16 protein-coding genes and 1 tRNA gene are annotated in these 18620 nt (G+C 44.9%); 10 read left to right on the forward strand and 7 right to left on the reverse strand.

Annotated features, from left to right (window positions below; translation table 11 throughout):
• The 3 genes from MD536_RS17105 to MD536_RS17115 are packed head-to-tail and all read left to right on the forward strand — an operon-like array spanning window position 1 to window position 3722.
• Window positions 1–2475, forward strand: a complete 2475-nt coding sequence (locus MD536_RS17105; protein ID WP_239602352.1) for a bifunctional UDP-N-acetylmuramoyl-tripeptide:D-alanyl-D-alanine ligase/alanine racemase — start codon at window positions 1–3, stop codon at window positions 2473–2475.
• Window positions 2476–2516: 41 nt separating this feature from the next.
• Complete coding sequence (locus MD536_RS17110) at window positions 2517–3236, forward strand: lipoprotein signal peptidase (protein WP_239602354.1); 720 nt, start codon at window positions 2517–2519, stop codon at window positions 3234–3236.
• A 12-nt stretch (window positions 3237–3248) separates the two neighbouring features.
• Window positions 3249–3722, forward strand: coding sequence for a hypothetical protein (locus tag MD536_RS17115; RefSeq protein ID WP_239602355.1), 474 nt, complete (start codon window positions 3249–3251; stop codon window positions 3720–3722).
• Between the two features lie 249 nt (window positions 3723–3971).
• On the opposite strand, the gene fumC is transcribed toward MD536_RS17115, so the two are convergent.
• From fumC to MD536_RS17130, 3 genes are read right to left on the reverse strand one after another with little or no spacing between them, the layout of a single operon-like run.
• A complete protein-coding gene (gene fumC / locus MD536_RS17120; RefSeq protein ID WP_239602357.1) occupies window positions 3972–5366 on the reverse strand; it encodes a class II fumarate hydratase in 1395 nt (464 codons plus the stop codon).
• 42 nt (window positions 5367–5408) lie between these two features.
• Window positions 5409–6191, reverse strand: a complete 783-nt coding sequence (locus MD536_RS17125; protein ID WP_239602358.1) for an enoyl-CoA hydratase/isomerase family protein — start codon at window positions 6189–6191, stop codon at window positions 5409–5411.
• Between the two features lie 17 nt (window positions 6192–6208).
• On the reverse strand, window positions 6209–6616 hold the full coding sequence (locus tag MD536_RS17130; protein WP_239602359.1) for a cobalamin B12-binding domain-containing protein: 408 nt from the start codon (window positions 6614–6616) through the stop codon (window positions 6209–6211).
• 87 nt (window positions 6617–6703) lie between these two features.
• Between MD536_RS17130 and MD536_RS17135 the strand changes: the two genes are divergently transcribed.
• Window positions 6704–7696: an aldo/keto reductase gene (locus MD536_RS17135; RefSeq protein WP_239602361.1), complete on the forward strand. Its 993-nt coding sequence runs from the start codon at window positions 6704–6706 to the stop codon at window positions 7694–7696.
• A 1-nt stretch (window position 7697) separates the two neighbouring features.
• Here the strand turns inward: MD536_RS17135 and MD536_RS17140 are convergent, their stop codons facing one another.
• Both MD536_RS17140 and gltX read right to left on the reverse strand, forming a co-directional pair.
• Window positions 7698–8408 (reverse strand): hypothetical protein, encoded by a 711-nt coding sequence (locus tag MD536_RS17140; protein ID WP_239602363.1) that lies wholly within the window; start codon window positions 8406–8408, stop codon window positions 7698–7700.
• 29 nt (window positions 8409–8437) lie between these two features.
• Window positions 8438–9967: a glutamate--tRNA ligase gene (gltX, locus tag MD536_RS17145; RefSeq protein WP_239602364.1), complete on the reverse strand. Its 1530-nt coding sequence runs from the start codon at window positions 9965–9967 to the stop codon at window positions 8438–8440.
• Between the two features lie 42 nt (window positions 9968–10009).
• On the opposite strand from gltX, the gene MD536_RS17150 reads away from it, so the two are divergent.
• A complete protein-coding gene (locus MD536_RS17150; RefSeq protein ID WP_239602366.1) occupies window positions 10010–10657 on the forward strand; it encodes a polysaccharide deacetylase family protein in 648 nt (215 codons plus the stop codon).
• 127 nt (window positions 10658–10784) lie between these two features.
• On the opposite strand, the gene MD536_RS17155 is transcribed toward MD536_RS17150, so the two are convergent.
• Window positions 10785–11669 carry a hypothetical protein gene (locus MD536_RS17155; protein WP_239602368.1) on the reverse strand — a complete coding sequence of 295 codons (885 nt, stop codon included), beginning with the start codon at window positions 11667–11669 and terminating at the stop codon, window positions 10785–10787.
• A gap of 94 nt (window positions 11670–11763) precedes the next feature.
• On the opposite strand from MD536_RS17155, the gene MD536_RS17160 reads away from it, so the two are divergent.
• The 4 genes from MD536_RS17160 (at window position 11764) to MD536_RS17175 (ending at window position 15393) form a co-directional block, all read left to right on the forward strand.
• Window positions 11764–12537, forward strand: a complete 774-nt coding sequence (locus tag MD536_RS17160; protein WP_239602370.1) for a TatD family hydrolase — start codon at window positions 11764–11766, stop codon at window positions 12535–12537.
• Between the two features lie 16 nt (window positions 12538–12553).
• A complete protein-coding gene (locus MD536_RS17165; RefSeq protein WP_239602372.1) occupies window positions 12554–13594 on the forward strand; it encodes an asparaginase in 1041 nt (346 codons plus the stop codon).
• A gap of 73 nt (window positions 13595–13667) precedes the next feature.
• Window positions 13668–13755 (forward strand) — tRNA-Ser (locus MD536_RS17170).
• Window positions 13756–13917: 162 nt separating this feature from the next.
• Window positions 13918–15393, forward strand: a complete 1476-nt coding sequence (locus MD536_RS17175) for an alpha/beta hydrolase-fold protein (protein ID WP_239602374.1) — start codon at window positions 13918–13920, stop codon at window positions 15391–15393.
• Window positions 15394–15436: 43 nt separating this feature from the next.
• Here the strand turns inward: MD536_RS17175 and MD536_RS17180 are convergent, their stop codons facing one another.
• A complete protein-coding gene (locus MD536_RS17180; protein WP_239602375.1) occupies window positions 15437–16771 on the reverse strand; it encodes a hypothetical protein in 1335 nt (444 codons plus the stop codon).
• A gap of 131 nt (window positions 16772–16902) precedes the next feature.
• Between MD536_RS17180 and MD536_RS17185 the strand changes: the two genes are divergently transcribed.
• A complete protein-coding gene (locus MD536_RS17185; RefSeq protein WP_239602377.1) occupies window positions 16903–18615 on the forward strand; it encodes an IlvD/Edd family dehydratase in 1713 nt (570 codons plus the stop codon).
• The last annotated feature ends 5 nt before the right edge of the window (window positions 18616–18620 follow it).

An 18620-nucleotide genomic window follows, 5' to 3' on the forward strand; every position in this document is an offset into this window, starting at 1 on the left:
ATGTACAGCATTTCCGATATCGCTGAAATTCTGCAGGGCCGATGGGTACAGAAAGCCGAGAATGGCCTGGTTGTACACCTGCTGAATGACAGCCGGAAACTACTTTTTCCCCAAACCAGCTTATTCTTTGCTATTGTAAGTGGTAACAGGAACGGTCACCAGTTTATTCCTGCTCTGTATCAGCAGGGCGTGCGGCATTTCCTGGTATCCGAAGAAGTGGATATTTCAGGATTGAAGGAAGCCAATATCATTTGGGTGCCGGATACAGTTAAAGCGCTCCAGGTTATTGCAGCACATCATCGCCGCCAATTTTCTATTCTGGTTATAGGCATCACCGGCAGCAATGGAAAAACTATCGTAAAAGAATGGTTGAACCAGTTGCTGGAGCCCGATTACCGAATAGTCAGAAGTCCCAGGAGTTACAACTCTCAAATTGGAGTACCCCTGAGCGTTTGGCTGATGAATGAACAGCATCAACTGGGTTTATTTGAAGCAGGTATATCTCGCAAGGGAGAAATGCAGGCATTGGCTGACATCATTCAACCGGGTATCGGCATCTTTACCAATCTGGGTCTGGCACATAGTGAAGGCTTTGCCTCGATGCAGGAAAAGCTGGAAGAAAAGTGGAAACTCTTTGATACCTGTAAAGTAATCATCACTCATTACCAGGACGACTGGATCAATGAATTTATAGAAAGCAGGGTACAAGCCGGACAGCGATTGGTTCGATTTGGTCAACATGCCAGTGCAGACCTGCTGATAAAAACAATTTCAAGAAAGGAAGACAGTGCTGAATTAGAGCTTCAATATAAGGAACTTGATTTTCGGTTAGCCCTTCCCTTTAGCAGTGATGCGGCGCTGGAAAACAGCCTGACCTGCATATTGGTCCTGCTTGAATTGGGTATAGCGCCTGATTCAATACAGCAACGAATATCCGGACTGCATGCCATTTCCATGCGATTGGAGTTGAAGGAAGGCATTAACCAGTGTTCGGTTATTAATGACAGTTATTCGGCGGATATCAGTTCGCTGGTAATTGCACTGGATTTTTTATCGCAACAGCAGCAGCATTCGAAAAAGACCGTCATAGTTTCAGATATTCCGGAAACCGGCTGGACATCTGCACAGCTCTACGAACGCGTAGCAGCTTTATTGCATCATCATGGAGTACAACGCGTGATAGGAGTTGGTCCGGATATAACAGAACATGCAGCCATCTTTGCAGCCTATGGTTTTTCAGAACTTCAATGGTTTGCAGCCACCGATCTATTATTGCAGCATTGGGAAGAGTTGAATTTCAGAGAGGAAACCATCCTGGTAAAAGGAGCCCGTCGTTTTCAGTTTGAACGGATTTCTGCCTTGCTGGAAAAGCAGGTACACCAGACCGTTATGGAGATCAACCTGAATGCGATGCTGCAGAATCTCAAATGGTACCAGCAGCGCCTACAGAAAGGAACCCGGCTCATGGCTATGGTGAAAGCCTTTTCCTATGGCAGTGGCAGTTTTGAGATCGCGAATCTGCTGCAGTTTCATGGGGTGGATTATCTGGCGGTGGCCTATACAGATGAAGGAGTGGCCTTGCGTAAGGCCGGTATTCATCTTCCAATTATGGTTATGAATGTGGCGCCACCTGGTTTTGATGCATTGGTAGAACATAATCTGGAGCCGGTCTTGTATTCCTCCAGCCTGTTTCAAAGCTTTGCGAATTTTATCCGCCAGGAAGGCATTCCACAATACCCGGTTCACCTGGAATTGGAGACTGGCATGAATCGTTTGGGCTTTGCACTGGCAGAACTTCCTTTTTTAACTGCGCAACTACCTGGTTCACCCTTTAAAATACAGTCGGTTTTCAGTCATCTGGCAGCCAGTGAAGATGCGGCATTTGATGCCTTTACCAAAGAGCAGGTGCAGCGCTTTGAACAATTTTCGGAGGCGTTGAAAGAGGTAGTTCAGTATCCGTTTCTGAGGCATATTGAAAATACCTCTGGAATTTTCCGGCATCCGCAATGGCAGTTTGATATGGTAAGGCTGGGAATTGGCCTCTATGGATTTGATGCTGCCATGGCGGGATTATCACCATTGGAGGAAGTTTCCACCCTGGTTACCACCATCGCGCAAATCAAAGACCTCGAGCCGGGTGAGTCAGTAGGATATGGTCGCAGGGGGCGGATTATAAGTCCGACCCGGATTGCCACGATTCGAATAGGATATGCAGATGGCTATCCGCGGTCTTTGGGAAATGGGGTTGGAAAATTATTGTTGAAGGGTCAACTGGTTCCGACAATTGGTTCAGTTTGTATGGATATGACCATGATTGATATTACCGGTTTGCAAGGCGTGCGGGAAGGTGATCCTGTTACGGTTTTTGGAAAAGGGCTGCCGGTTTCGAATGTGGCGGAATGGGCGGGTACCATTCCTTATGAGATCCTGACGGGTATTTCCCAGCGGGTAAAAAGAATTTATTACCAGGAATAAAACAAGTCCAACGGTTATCTTTGTTGTTTTACAAGTTGATTATGGCTAAAGCAAGGAATTTAATACTCTTAATAATACTGATTCTGGTAGCTGATCAGGCGTTGAAGATCTGGGTTAAGACCAATATGCCACTGAGTTATCATTGGGATGCAAGTCACCAGCCGCTGACACCTTATGATCGGGGGATCAAAATGTTTGGCGAGAACGCGGAGTGGGCCCAGTTGTATTTTGTAGAGAATGAAGGCATGGCCTGGGGCTGGAAGTTTGGGGGCGAATTCGGTAAAATTGCGTTAACGCTGTTCCGCATGGTGGCAGTGGTATTTGGGGTCTGGTACATTCGCAGTATATTGAGGAAGCAGCAGCATCCGGGCTTTATAGTTTGTGTGGGATTGATATTTGCGGGAGCCCTGGGTAACCTGATTGACAGTTTGTTTTATGGGCTGATTTTTGAGGAGAGTACCTATACTTCGGTGGCAAAAATGTTTCCGGAGCAGGGATATGCAGGGTTTTTACATGGGAAAGTGGTGGATATGTTTTATTTCCCGATCATACGTACCACCTATCCTGAATGGATGCCCTTTGTAGGTGGGGAAGATTTTGAATTTTTCAGTCCGGTATTTAACATCGCGGATGCTTCCATTTCTGTGGGAGTGATTGCGTTGCTGATATTCCAGAATAAGTTTCTTCCGAAAGAAGAAAAAGATAAAAAACGACCCATTGAAACCAGCACCCGTGTGAACGACGATGTGCAGGTGTCTTAAATATAAATGACTATGAAAAAGGGATTGGCATTACTGGCGCTTGTTATCGCGGTATTGATTTCAGCTTGCAGCAAGGAAACCAGTGTTGAAAAAGCGACGCAGCAAAACCAGCTGAATACCTGGAGTTTCAGTGTTGGCAGTACCCAGTACAGTGGCACCATTGATACGAGTTTTGTGGAGGATTTTTCTGTATTCCAGTTCGTAAATGTAGAAGGATTTACTCCTGTTAACAACGGACAGTGGTTTGTGAGTTTTGGCGGTACCTCCCTGCAGGTTGGTGAATACGTATTTCCCTTTGCTAATTTCGCCTATGCTGAAAATGGAGAGTTTGTTTTCGAAACAAATCCTACCACTACTGATTTTCGGATGGTAATTACGGAGCTGACGGCAGACCGGGCTGTGGGAACCTTCTCAGGAACTGTGGTGGAATCCGCAACCGGTAATCCAATTGTCATTTCCAATGGCCGATTTGCTACTACGAGATAGTTGGTAAAAAAATAGTCCCTCCCAGAAAGGAGGGACGCTAAACCCTATATTCGAAATTGACAACATTTCCTTTTAACCAAGCCTCTTGGTTTTTCAGTGGATATTGGTCGTCAAATCAATAGTAGGGAACGGACCAAAACAGAACATGAGTATTTTAGTGTACTAACAATCAATTTTGTCAATGAAAAACGGCCACGAGGGCCGTTTTATTGTTTTAGCGAGACTAGGATTTCGACGAATGGAAGGGTCTTAGAGCCCTACCATCTTCCCGGGAACCACCCACTCGTCAAATTCTTCCGGACTGAGGTAGCCGAGTTTTACAGCCATCTCTTTTAAGGTAGTTCCTTCTTTATGAGCTTTCTGTGCAATTTCGGCCGCCTTATAATACCCGATTTTGGGGTTCAGGGCGGTAACCAGCATCAGGGAGTTATCCACGTGTTTTTTAATATTCGCTTCAATTGGTTCAATTCCTACGGCACATTTGTCATTGAAACTTACACAACCTTCTCCAATCAGGCGGGCACTGTGCAGGAAATTGTAGATCATCATTGGCTTGAACACATTCAGTTCAAAATGGCCGGTTGCACCGCCGATATTGATAGCTACATCATTCCCCATTACCTGTGCCGCGATCATAGTCAGCGCCTCACACTGGGTAGGGTTTACTTTACCTGGCATGATGGAGGATCCGGGTTCATTATCCGGAATGAAGAGTTCACCAATGCCGGATCTCGGACCACTGGAGAGCATCCGGATATCGTTAGCGATTTTCATCAGGCTTACTGCAACTGTTTTCAACGCACCATGTGCTTCCACGATGGCATCGTGTGCCGCCAGGGCTTCAAATTTGTTTTCAGCAGTTACGAAAGGCAGTCCTGTTAAGGTTGCGATATGTTTGGCTACGTTTTCGCTGTAGTTGGGAGGTGTGTTGATACCGGTTCCTACTGCAGTACCACCCAGCGCGAGTTCACTCAGGTGCGCCAGGGTATTTTTAATTGCTTTCAGACCATGATCTAACTGAGATACATAACCGCTGAATTCCTGTCCTACGGTGAGCGGGGTGGCATCCATGAAATGGGTGCGACCAATTTTCACCACCTGCATGAATTGTTTGCTCTTATCAGCAAGTGTGTTGCGCAGTTTTTCAATACCAGGAATGGTTACTTCCAGGAGTATTTTATAAGCCGCGATATGCATCGCAGTAGGGAAGGTATCGTTGGAGGATTGTGATTTGTTTACGTCATCATTCGGATGCAGAAACTTTTCTTTATCAGAAAGCTGACCGCCATTGAGTACATGTCCGCGATATGCTACCACTTCATTCACGTTCATATTGCTCTGGGTACCGGATCCGGTTTGCCAAACTACCAGGGGGAAATAAGCGTCCAGTTTGCCTTCCAGGATTTCATCACAAACCTTGCCGATCATATCAGCTTTTTCTTTGGGCAGTATACCTGCTTCGAAATTGGTGATGGCGGCTGCTTTTTTCAGGTAAGCAAATGCCTGGATGATTTCCTTCGGCATTTTATTGGTATCCTGCGCGATCTTAAAATTTTCAATACTGCGCTGGGTTTGGGCACCATAATAGGCATCCACGGGCACTTTCACTTCACCCATCGTATCTTTTTCAATTCTGTAGTCCATATGGCGATTGTATTTGGTTGGCCGCAAAGTTAACGGCACAGGTTATTTTCCTTTAAAAACCGGTTGTCTTTTTTCGAGAAAGGCAGTGGCACCTTCTTTGGCATCTGCAGTATCAAAAAGCCGTCCGAATGCATTGATTTCTTCCTGTAAACCATTGTCTGCTCCAATGGCCGCAATATTCGTAAGACGGATGACTTCACTGATGGCCAGGGGCGCTTTATGGATGATGGTTTGCAGCAGGCTGTTGGCTTTGGGCAACAGTTCTTCTGCGGGAGTTACATAGTTTACGAGACCCAGTTGCAGTGCTTCGGCAGCATTGATCATGGCTCCGGTCATCATGAGTTCCATTGCCTTGCCTTTCCCGATGAGTTGGGTGAGTCGCTGTGTTCCTCCATATCCTGGGATCAGGCCGAGGTTTACTTCCGGCTGCCCGAACTTCGCCTGCTCAGCTGCGAGGCGAAAATGGCAGGCCATCGCGAGTTCACAACCTCCGCCGAGTGCAAATCCATTGACTGCGGCAATGATGGGTTTGGGAGCGTTTTCGATTTTAGAGAATACCTGTTCCTGCCCTTTTGCGGCGAGTGCTGCTCCCCCGGCTGCATCCAATTCGAGGAATTCTGAGATATCAGCTCCGGCGACAAAACTTTTTGGTCCGGCTCCGGTGATGATGGCGGCCTTCATTTCGGGATGCTTGTAAAAAGAATCCAGTACAGTATGTAATTCTTCAATTACTGTTTTGTTGAGGGCATTCAGTTTATCGGGTCGGTTGATCGTAATCGTTAGTACCCCTTCATTCAGGTGCGTTAAGATAGTTGACAGCTGCATTGGTATAGTTTTCTCTCTTAAAAATTGCGGTGTTGTTTCACCCAGTTGGTGATGTATTGCGCGATATCAGCAGTATTGGTGCCGGGTGGAAAGAGTTGCCCAACGCCCATTTCCTGGAGCTTCTTCATATCGTCTTCCGGGATGATGCCCCCGCCTGTGAGCAGGACATCCTGCATCTCGCGCTCCTTCATTAATTCAATGAGTTTTGGGAAAACAGTCATATGTGCACCGCTGAGAATACTTACTCCAATGGCGTCCACATCTTCCTGGAGGGCGGCGTTAACAACCATTTCGGGGCTCTGGCGCAGTCCGGTATAAATGACTTCCATGCCTGCGTCGCGCAGGGCAGTGGCAATGACTTTGGCGCCGCGGTCGTGACCATCCAGGCCTACCTTGGCAACCAGTACACGTACAGGTCGATTCATGTTATTCATATGGCGGGGTAAAGATAGTCAAATCACCCTTCACCCGTCCGGTGCCACCGGACGGGTGAAAAGTTGTAGCTTGGAGGGATGAGATACCGGAAATTTGGAAATACTGAGCTGTTAGTGAGTGAGGTCGGTTTTGGGGCCTGGGCAATCGGGGGCGATGCCATGGTAGGAAATACGCCCATTGGCTGGGGACCTGCAGATGATGAAAGCTCTAAAAAAGCCATTCACCAGGCACTGGACCAGGGGATCAACTTCTTTGATACCGCTGATTTTTATGGTCTGGGTCATTCAGAAACATTGCTCGGCAATACTATTGGTAGAAATCCCGATCTGTTAATTGCTACCAAAGTGGGACACCGCGCTATCAATGATACCATCGTTCTCGATTACTCTAAAACGTATATAATAAATGCTGTTGAGCAAAGTCTGAAACGCTTAAAAAGAGACCGGATCGATTATTATCAACTGCATTCAGCCCGCCTCCAGCATTTTGAAACCGAAGCTTGTATCGAAGCCATGGAGGAATTGAAACAAAGTGGAAAGATCCGGTACTGGGGTTTGTCGCTCAACAGTTTTGAACCGGCGCCTGAGGCTGATTATATCCTGCAACATCAGAAAGGATCCGGATTTCAGCTGGTATTTAACCTGATCAACCAAATTGCACTGCCGGTTATGGAAAAGGCTGCTGCCGCCGGATATGGCATTATTGCCCGTATGCCACTGCAATTTGGCTTACTAACGGGAAAGTTTAAGCGTAATCAACAGTTTGGTAAAAATGATCATCGGAGCTTCCGGCTCAATGAATCAGTATTAGATGCATCATTATCGATCCTGGAAGAAAAAATCTGGCCGCTTTGTGAAAAGTACAAGACAACCAAAACCGGACTGGCCATGAGTTTTATCCTGAGTTATCCGCAGGTAAGCACTGTGATACCAGGCATTCGTACAAAAGAACAAGCGATCGAAAATTCCAGTGGCATTGTTCAGCTGGAGGATTCCGATCGCCTGCTATTACAAAATTTATTCGGCTCAGACTGGCTTCCGTTGGTTAACCAAATGAAAGCGCTGGGTTGAATTATTTGATGGTGTAGTCAACCAGGTAAGAGGCAGTTGAAGTGTAGGTTTGTCCCAACAGACTTAAAGAATAATCTGTCTTAACCAGCCCAATCCCTTTAGCACAATAAAATTGATAGGTGCCCATCGGCATCCAGGTTCCCATGAGATTGTATTCCAAATCAACACTTGTATGAATGATGTCCTTGTAAGTTTTGCCTGCCCATGTTTTAGTTATTCCTTTCGCTGCAATTTTTCCTTTGATACGGGCTGGAAAACCATTGGCAGTTCCTGCATCTTTGGTCCAGGTATAACCTACATTTTCCTTATCGTTTAAGAAAAGTAAATTGATATCAATGGTGGCTCCATTAACGGATCCACTCTCCAGTAGCATATAATAATCGTTCTTTATTTTTCCGTAATAAACAGGCAAATCATTTATACCTTCCGCAACTTCATATTCTTTGTAAGAGATGCCGGCAATTGTTTTGGAAACATCCGTAGCTACCAGTACCGTTTTGAAGTTGGTAACAGCACTGTCCTGGTAAGTCCAGGTTGAACCCTTTGTATAAGGCATATATGAACTGCCAGCAGGTACTGGGGCACCTGTACCTGGTTCATTGTTTTCTTCTTCCAATGGATTAATTTCCTTCTGACAGGAAATAATTGCGCCAACTGCTATTAGCAAAAAAGAAGTCTTCAGGAAACGGGATGAGGTGTTATTTTTTCTCATTGGGCGACAAAATACAGTGACAAGTTTATTTATGCAAGGTTTTCCAGTCCTTTTTTAATGCGTGCGATAGTGGATGCTTTGCCAATCAGGGCTGCAATTTCAAAAACAGCCGGACCAAATTTGCCTCCTACCAGCATCAATCGAAGTGGTAATTGTAATTCTCCCACTTTGATCGCACGGGCGGTAGCCATCTCTTTAAAGGCTGTTTCAATGGAGGCTGCTGACCAATCTTGTAAATCTGCCAGTACGCCCTGCAGATCCGTAAAGAATAAATTCTTGTCCAGATTCCACTTGGCTTTCACCGGCTCCATATCAGGTGATGTAGGTGCTGCAAAAAAGAAACCTGCCTGCTCTGCAAAATCAGGTAAAAGGGTACAGCGTTCCTTTACCAGGTCTATAATAGTTGCCAGATAACTGTCATCTGTAACCGAAATACCTGCTTTGGTCAGAATTTGTTTTACATCCGGCAGCAAACGCGCTGCAGGAGCAGCTTTGATCCATTCGTGGTTGAACCATTTGGCTTTTTCGAAATCAAATTTGGCACCGCCTTTATGAACACGGCTCATATCGAAGGAAGCGATCAGTTCTTCCATGGTAAAAATCTCTTTACCACTGCCATCATTCCAGCCCAACATGGCCAGCATGTTTACAAATGCTTCCGGTAAAAATCCTCTTTCGCGGAAACCCTGTGTGAATTCATTGGTGCGCGGATCTGTCCAGTTCATGGCAAAAACTGGGAAGCCTAACCGATCTCCATCGCGCTTGCTGAGTTTGCCATTTCCATCGGGTTTTAAAATCAGTGGAAGATGTGCCCATTGCGGCATATCATCCGTCCAGCCCAGGTATTTCCATAATAAGAGATGAACGGGTGCACTGGGCAACCATTCTTCACCTCGAAAAGCATGGGTGATTTTCATCAGATAATCATCCACCACCACCGCCAGGTGATAAGTAGGCATGCCATCTTTTTTCAACAAGACTTTATCATCCACGGTGCCGGTTGAAAAACTTACTTCTCCGCGAATCATATCCGTGAAAGAAACAGTTTCATTTTCTGGCATTTTAATGCGCACCACATAGGGAACACCTTCACTGATAAGGCGCTGCACTTCATCCTCTCCCATACTGAGGGAGTTGCGCATCTTCATACGCAACTGATGATCATACTGGGGCGATGGATTCTCTGCAGTTTTAAACTGCGTGCGCATTTCCTCCAACTCCTCGGGTGTATCAAAAGCATAATACGCATATCCATTGGCGATCAGTTGATCTGCATATTGACGGTAATTTGCTTTGCGTTCACTCTGGCGATAAGGGGCATAAGGCCCGCCTGCAACCGGACTCTCATCCGGCTCCATACCGCACCAGCGAAGGGTTTCCATGATATAGTCTTCTGCGCCTTCGACAAAACGTGTATTGTCGGTGTCTTCAATTCGCAGGATGAAATCGCCCCCGTGATGGCGGGCAAACAGATAATTGAATAATACAGTGCGTACACCACCCAGGTGTAATCCCCCGGTGGGACTAGGGGCAAAACGAACTCTAACTTTTCTGGCCATAGGCCGCAAAGATAAGCCCGGTGGATTGTTTATTTTTGAGGAATGTTGTACTGGGCGAAAGGAAATAAACTGTTACAAACCCTTTATCCGAATTGGATCTGGTCGGTGCGTACCAAAGAGAAAAAAATCTACCTGAGTTTTGATGATGGTCCGCATCCGGAAATCACTCCCTGGGTATTGGATCAGTTAAAAGCCTGGAACGCAAAAGCAACATTTTTCTGCATTGGAAAAAATGTTGCTGCTTATCCAGAAGTATATCAGCGCATACTTCTGGAAGGGCATCGTACAGGTAATCATACCATGAATCATTTAAATGGATGGAAGAGTAATACAGCAGATTATTTCAACAACATTCTGGAAGCAGGAAAATATATTGATAGTAAACTGTTTCGTCCGCCTTATGGAAAACTCACGCGCTTCCAGGGAAAAGCACTTAGGGAAGCAGGTTATGAAATCATCATGTGGAGTTTGCTGAGTGCTGATTTTGATATCCGATTATCCCCATCGGATTGCTGGGTGTTGGTAAAGAAAAATTACCGCGCTGGAAGTATTCTCGTATTCCACGACAGTGAAAAAGCGTGGCCCCGATTGAAAGAGATTTTGCCGATGTTTTTAGAGCAGGCAAGCAGTGAAGGGTACACATTTGAGGCCCTTGCTATGGGTACTGCTATCAAAAACAGGGTGGAATAAATAGGGTAAAAAAATATCTGAAAAAATGAGGTACCCCCTAAAAAAGAGTTGGGCCTGGGTAGAAACCCTGGCCCGTTTTTAATCCGTACCCTATGAAAACTGATTTAAAGGTAAATTAAATTTTTTATTACTTCAAAGTAATTTCTCGGGAAACCCCATTTACCGTGATGGTGGCTTTATTGTCACATTCGCCGTTTCCAAAGTCCAGGCTGGCTTTTCTGCCATTCAGGCGCTGGATTTCCTGGGTGCCGGCACTGATCCAACGACAGCTGAAAGCCTTTTCCAGGGGTTTGGTGGTGGTGCTGGTCCAGGTACCTGTTTTGTCGCCAATAGTAACAGTACCGGAGCCATTGCTGGTAATGGCGAACACATCATCAGTAGGCACATAGGGGGTACCGGAGCCGGAAATCATGTTGAAGGTGCGAACGCGGTTCCAGTTGATCTGGTTGCCGTTCTCCCGGCTCAGTTTACCATCGATCACCCTGGTTTCAAAGGCCCACTGGTTGGCGGTGCTCTTGTTTTCGAGTGTATGAGTGCCTTCTACTTTCACTCCATTTACATAATAATTGGTAAATGTGGTGGTGGCTTTGCTGCCTGGCAGGATCATATGGCCGGTATAAACTGTGCTGAACTTGCCTTTGCGGGTTCTGCCATCGCGACCGAGGCAGCCTTGCGTGCCAAAATCTACAGTAACGGTGATTGGGAAACCATCGCCGGTTTTGGTGAGTGTCAGGGTAAAGCAGGTACTTTGTAAGGGACCTGGCTGGTCGCTGTTAGCAGACTGGAAAACGCCGGTACCGCCAATTGCTACTTGCTGATCGGCGCCCATTACATTATTAAATACATCATCGTACATGAGTTCTGCTTCGGCTTCCGCTTCTACGGTAGCCTGGGTCAGTTCGGGATCGCGGTCAACCTGGGCGTCGTTGTTTTTGGAGCAGCTTGAAAAGCCGATAACAAGGACAGCAGTGGCCATCAGGAAGAGTGATTTCTTTGGGTGGTTCATTTTCATAAAAGGTGATTTGAGTTTTCTAAATCTTTAGAGATTAGAAAGGGTTGCATGTAAAACGTTTAAAAAGGAATAAAATTTTCTGGAAATTTGCCGGATGAGGTTAATCGATACCCATTGTCATTTATATGTAGAGGAGTTTGAGGCTGATGTAAAAGAGGTGGTGGAAGCTGCGCAATCCGCTGGTGTTCAACGCATTTACCTGCCAGCAATTGATTCTGCTGAGCACGAAGCCCTGTTAAAACTGGAGGAAGTTTATCCTGGTTATTGTATCGCCATGATGGGCTTGCATCCCTGTTATGTAAAGGAGAACTACGAAGAAGAACTACGAAAAGTGGAGGATTGGCTGGCCAAACGACCCTTTGCAGCGGTGGGGGAGATCGGACTTGATTTTTATTGGGATCGAAATTATGATCAGCAGCAGTACGAGGCCTTTCGCCGGCAACTGGAGTTGGCGAAACATTATAAGATACCGGTATCGATACATTCCAGGAACTCCACATTGGAATGTATTAAAGAGGTAAAAGCCCAGCAGGATGGGGGACTCAGTGGGGTCTTTCATTGTTTTGGAGGCAGTTATGAGTTGGCAAAGGAGGTGGTGAAACTGGGATTTTACCTGGGGATCGGTGGAGTGGTGACGTACAAAAAAGCCGGATTGCCGGAAGTGTTGAAACATATACCAATGGAGCATATTGTATTGGAAACCGATGCTCCTTATTTATCGCCGGTACCGTACAGGGGTAAACGAAATCAGCCTTCCTATCTGTTACCCATAGCCGAAAAGTTGGCGGAAGTGTATGAGATAAGTATAGAAGAAATTGGTGAGATTACCACCGCGAATGCCAACCGGCTCTTTCAATACCAGCCTTAACAGCACGAACTGACATATGAGAAAAAACAGAAACACACCCCGGATACTCATCATCTATACCGGGGGCACTGTTGGTATGGTGATGGATCCACTGACAGGTGCCTTAAAACCAATTGGGTTTAAAGAGATCCGGGATAATATACCCGAGATTGTAAAGTTGGGTTATGAAGTGGAAGTGCATGCCTTTAATCCGCCGATGGACTCCTCCAATATGACACCGGAAGTATGGGTGGAGTTAGCGATAATCATTGAGAAAAACTATTCAGCTTTTGATGGTTTTGTGATTTTACATGGATCGGATACGATGGCCTTTACAGCTTCCGCCCTTAGCTTTTTACTGGAGCATTTATCCAAGCCGGTGGTGCTGACCGGATCGCAGCTGCCAATAGGGGAGATCCGGACGGATGCCAAGGAGAATATCATCACGGCCCTGGAAATTGCGGCGGCGCGTAAGGGCAGCAAGGCAATTGTGCCGGAGGTATGTATCTATTTTGATTACAGTCTGTTTCGCGGGAACCGCGCCAAGAAGTACAATGCCGAGAAGTTTGAGGCCTTTTATTCCATGAATTATCCGGCGCTGGCGGAAGCAGGAATCAATATCAAGTATAAAAAAGAGTTTTTGCTGAAGCATGCCGAGCAGCCGCTGAAGGTGCACAAGAAATTGGATCCGGCGGTGGCGGTGTTGAAGATCTTTCCCGGAATTACCGAGGCAACGGTAGAGGCGGTGTTGCAAACTCCGGGTGCAAAGGCCGTGATATTGGAAACCTTTGGAAGTGGCAATGCGACTACGGCGCCCTGGTTTTTAGCAGCAGTAAAGCGGGCAATTGATAAGGGGCTTACTGTTATTGATATCACGCAATGTGATGGTGGTTCGGTGGAGCTGGGGATGTATGAAACCAGCAGGGCTTTGAAAGAGATGGGCGTGGTATCGGGTCACGACATGACTTTTGAAGCCACCCTCGCCAAACTGATGTTCCTTTTGGCCCAAAAGCCCTCCCGGCGCCGGTTGCATGAATTATTGGAAACTTCCTTACGGGGGGAATTGACGAATCCCTGAGAAACCCTATATTTGCGTCCCGATTTTACCGGTCGGGTCCCACCGCTCGGGTGGCACCGGTCGGGTAAAGTTTGGAGAGATGTCCGAGTGGTTGAAGGAGCACGCCTGGAAAGTGTGTATACCTCTAAAGGGTATCGCGGGTTCGAATCCCGCTCTCTCCGCTGAAAATCTGAAATAGAAAGAAGTAAAAGCCTGTAACAGAAATGGTTGCAGGCTTTTTTTATAGTACTCTTCGAGGCAAAAATATTTTATTATATGACAAATATTTATTGAAAAACAATAAATATATATTATTTTTATGTTGATAGAATAAACTGATCAACATGAAAAATAGTATACTTATCCTCATAGTAGTATTAATCTATGAGTTTGTATCTGCCCAGCAGTCGCAGCCCATCACAATAGGAAAAATAGAAACGATTCATTCCAGCATCTTGCATGAAAACAGAAAGATCTGGGTGTATTCTCCGACCAATACATCTTCTCTTGAGCAACCAGGCAAGCGATACCCGGTTTTGTATTTATTGGATGGGGAGGCGCATTTTTATTCCACCATTGGTATAATCCAACAATTAAGCCAGGCCAACGGAAATGGTGTATTACCGGAGATGATAGTGGTCGGCATTGAAAATACCAATCGATTCAGGGATTTAGTACCTTTCTATCCGGCTTCAGAAAAGATTGAGAAGGCGAATCCTTTCATGAATTTCCTATCGGCTGAATTGATGCCATATATTGAGGAACGCTATCCAACTGCACCTTATAAAGTAATTGTGGGACATTCCTTAGGCGGACTTACCGTAATTGATTTGCTGGTTCATTATCCGTCTCTGTTTAATGCCTACATTGCCATTGATCCAAGTTTGTGGTATAACAATGAAAAATACCTGAATCAGTATCTGTTCCACTTACGTAATCAGCAGCTAAGCAATAAAAAGTTGTTTATTGGCATTGCTAATCCACTAGCACTCGGAACGACACTCGCAACTGTTAATGATGACAAAACTAATGAAACAAAACCTGTACGTGCAATAATGAAGTTTGATCGATTCCTGCAAACAAATTCAATTCAATTGAAATATGCTTATAAGTATTATGATCAGGACAGACACAACACCGTACCATTGATAACTGAATATGATGGGTTACGCTTTATTTTTAATTTTTATTCTTTTGACGCTTTAGAAAAAGATTTTATTGATACGAGCACCCGGATTGTAGAAAGATTACAAACACATTACCAAAAAATTTCATCGGAATTAGGTTATAAATCAAGTCCGCCTGAAACGCTCATTAATTATTTGGGCTACGATGCTCTGAGAAAGAAACAGTACAATAAAGCAGGAGCTTATTTTAAAATGAATATAGAGAACTATCCTTCCAGCAGCAATGTTTTTGATTCCTATGGTGATTTTTTTGCTGCAAAAAAAGATACGGTTAATGCAATAATGAATTATGAAAAGGCATTGACAATTACAATGAATGCCATTACCCTGCAAAAATTAAATGTTCTGACTAAACAGGAGCCCTATCAATTACCACTTGCTGACTTAAAAAAATATACAGGTGTCTATATATTGGAGTATTACAACCTGCCAGTTGTTATTGAACTACAAAGCGGCAAATTGATTGCGAAAGTTAGTGGTGATTCGGATAGTGAATTGGTACCTGTTGCAAAAGATTTATTCACCGTTAAAAATAAACTGGGATACAGTATAACTTTCACATTCCAAAACAACAAACCGGTATACTTTATATCCGTTCAGCCCAATGGAACATTTAAAGGAGTGTATAAGTAGTCCGGTTGAAGGATCCTCCATTAATCCATTGAATTGTTTTGGCCTACAATTTTCTGAAAACAACCAGCGGACAAGCAACAGATGTCAGATAAACTGGATTCTGATTATATCCGGATGGATTAAAACACTCATAGGGCGCTCCGAATGTTTCGCCTTTGCGGAAATCATTTTCTATTAACTCAGCTATATACTCACGGGCAAGCGCAGTTGCAGCACCAGGGTCTGAAAGTTTAATGGCATTTACTACCCATCCGGTTGGAGTTCCCCAGTAAGCCCCGTTCTGATATAAGTTTTTGGGAGAAAGTGAAATTTCCCAGGCAGTATTCTCATTAAAATCATCTGTTGTAAGTATATGCCGGATATTGCCTTTATAACTTAAACTGCCAGCTTTATAGGCATCAACAAAAAGTTTGGATACGCTCATTGCAGCATCTCCCTCCAGCAGACTAAGATGAACAGCGAGAGCCGTAGCCCAAACATCTGGTTGCGCGCTTCTGCCTGTTGAAGCCAGTAACATTCCTCTTTTATCAGAAAATATGCCTGGTAAATAAGTTTTAATCTTCTCTGCCATCTTTCGGTACTGCATTGCCTCCTGTGATTGAACCAGTTCCAGTAAATCTGCAAGTTCATTGGCTGCCCTGTACTTTAGAATAGATGCAAAACTTAAATCACCGGTTATAGTCTGGACATCTCTGAATCCAAAATCCACCCCTCTCATTTTTTCTGTAGCATATACCATATGTGTTTTGACATTGGAAGGCGGCATATGAAAAGCAGCCTTTAGCCGGTCTATCAATCGTTTCCCATTTATTTCCTTTTTGAGAATTTTTCGATCACGGCTTTGCGCTACGTAATAGTGCGCCATATGAATAAAAAAGAACTGATCGCAAAATGGTGGCAAAGTTCCAAACTCCGGAGTTCCCTGGTTTTCAAAATCATAGGTGCCGGGAAAATAAATCGGCTTGCCATCATCAATCCTGATATGATCCGCAACCGAACCAACGGGAACCAGACTTCCTCCTTTTGTGATCCAGGCCTGATCACACTGTGTAGAGGCTGTTAATTCTAACATATGCTTTTGTTCAGCTACCGAAATAAAGCCTGTTTCTAATGACATCGCATAATCCCTTATCCAGAAGGAGGGATAGGCATTTCTTCCGCCGGGTCTGATTAGCGTACCCCCGGTTTTATTAGTCCCAAATTCATTTGAAATGAATTGTCCAGGATATATTCTGGATGCTTCCAGGACATCTCTGGTTAATTGTTCAAGAAATAAAAGCTGATCCTTTGTTAGGATTGATTCCTTTTGATTTGTTTGTGTTTTTCCGTCAACTGGAAAACACATATACAGAATCAGCAGAAATAGAGCAATCCGCATAAAATAGGTTTGTGTATATGTAATTTACAAGAACAATTTTGAATCCGCTTTCAACTCTTCTTCCAAAAGTTAATTACATTTAGTTGCCGCCTGTATTACCTCTATAGCTGGCGGGTCATAAACATACCCAAATGGAGCAATCACTCAGAAGCCAGCAATGGTTCGGGAAAAAAGGAAAGGACGGATTTATCTACAGGGCCTGGATGAAGAACCAGGGAATACCCGATTATGAACTTCAGGGAAAACCGGTTATCGGGATCTGTAATACCTGGTCGGAGCTTACTCCCTGTAACGGACATTTTCGTGAACTGGCAGAGTCTGTAAAAAAGGGGATCATTGAAGCAGGCGGATTCCCGGTTGAATTTCCTGTTATGTCGCTCGGAGAAACCCTGATCAAACCTACAGCTATGCTCTACCGCAACCTGGTTAGCATGGATGTAGAGGAATCCATCCGTGCCAATCCTATTGATGGGGTCGTGTTGCTCTGTGGTTGCGATAAAACAACACCTGCACTGGTGATGGGCGCCTGTAGCGTAGATATTCCTTCCATTGTTGTATCCGGTGGTCCCATGTTGACCGGAAAATTTAAAGGCCGGGATATTGGTACCAGCGATCTTTGGCGGTTTTCTGAAGATGTCAGAACCGGTATCATGTCGGAGGAAGAACTGAATCTGGCGGAAGCTGGCATGTGCCGGAGTAAAGGTCATTGTGCAGTGATGGGGACTGCCTCTTCTATGGCAAGTATGGTAGAGGCCCTGGGATTATCCTTACCAGGAAATGCAGCGATCCCTGCAGTAGATGCTGCAAGAAAAGTATTGGCACAACTCTCCGGTAAGCGAATTGTGGATATGGTACGGGAAAATCTTACACCTTCGGCTATACTTACCCGTGCTGCTTTCGAAAATGCCATCAAAGTAAATGCAGCAATTGGGGGCTCTACCAATTTTGTTATTCATTTGCTGGCTATTGCAGGTCGGGTTGAGCTGCCGCTGACCATTGATGATTTTGATACACTTTCAAAAAACATTCCGCTACTTGCCAACCTGCAACCCTCAGGTGAGTATTTTATGGAAGACCTCTATTATGCTGGCGGGATTCCGGCTGTAATGAAAGAACTCAGCAATGAATTACATCTTGATTGCCTAACCGCTAATGGAAAAACGGTTCGTCAGAATATAGAAAAGGCAACTGTCTACAACCGGGAAATCATTTCCACAATGGAGGAACCATTCAATGCTTTAGCCGGTTTTATAGTATTACATGGAAACCTTTGTGAAGGTGGTGGCGTTATGAAACCTTCTGCAGCGGATCCTAAACTGATGCAGCATACAGGCAAAGCAGTTGTATTTGAAAACATAGAAGATTATAAAGCTAGAATCGATGACCCCGATCTGGAGGTGGATGAAAATTCAGTACTGGTCTTAAAGCATGTTGGTCCCAAAGGTTACCCAGGTATGCCGGAAGTGGGGAATATGGGTCTGCCCAAAAAACTACTGGAAAAAGGAATAAAAGACATGGTTCGCATTTCAGATGGTCGTATGAGTGGAACAGGATTTGGTACCGTGGTGCTCCAAATTTCTCCAGAAGCAGCTGTGAATGGTACGTTGGCGCTGGTACAGAATGGTGATCTCATTCAATTGGATGCAAAAGGACGTCAATTGAATTTGCTGGTGACTGAAATGGAATTAGAAAAAAGAAAGGCAGCGCTTCAAGCACCCGTCAATCCATTCCACAGAGGTTATGCCAAACTATTTGTTTCGCATGTGGAACAGGCTCATCTCGGGGCGGATTTTGATTTCTTAAAAGGAAAATCCGGTAGCGAAGTGCTGCGTGATTCTCATTAATAAAA

The organism is Flavihumibacter cheonanensis (genome assembly GCF_022352215.1).
Taxonomy (GTDB): Bacteria; Bacteroidota; Bacteroidia; order Chitinophagales; family Chitinophagaceae; genus Flavihumibacter; species Flavihumibacter cheonanensis.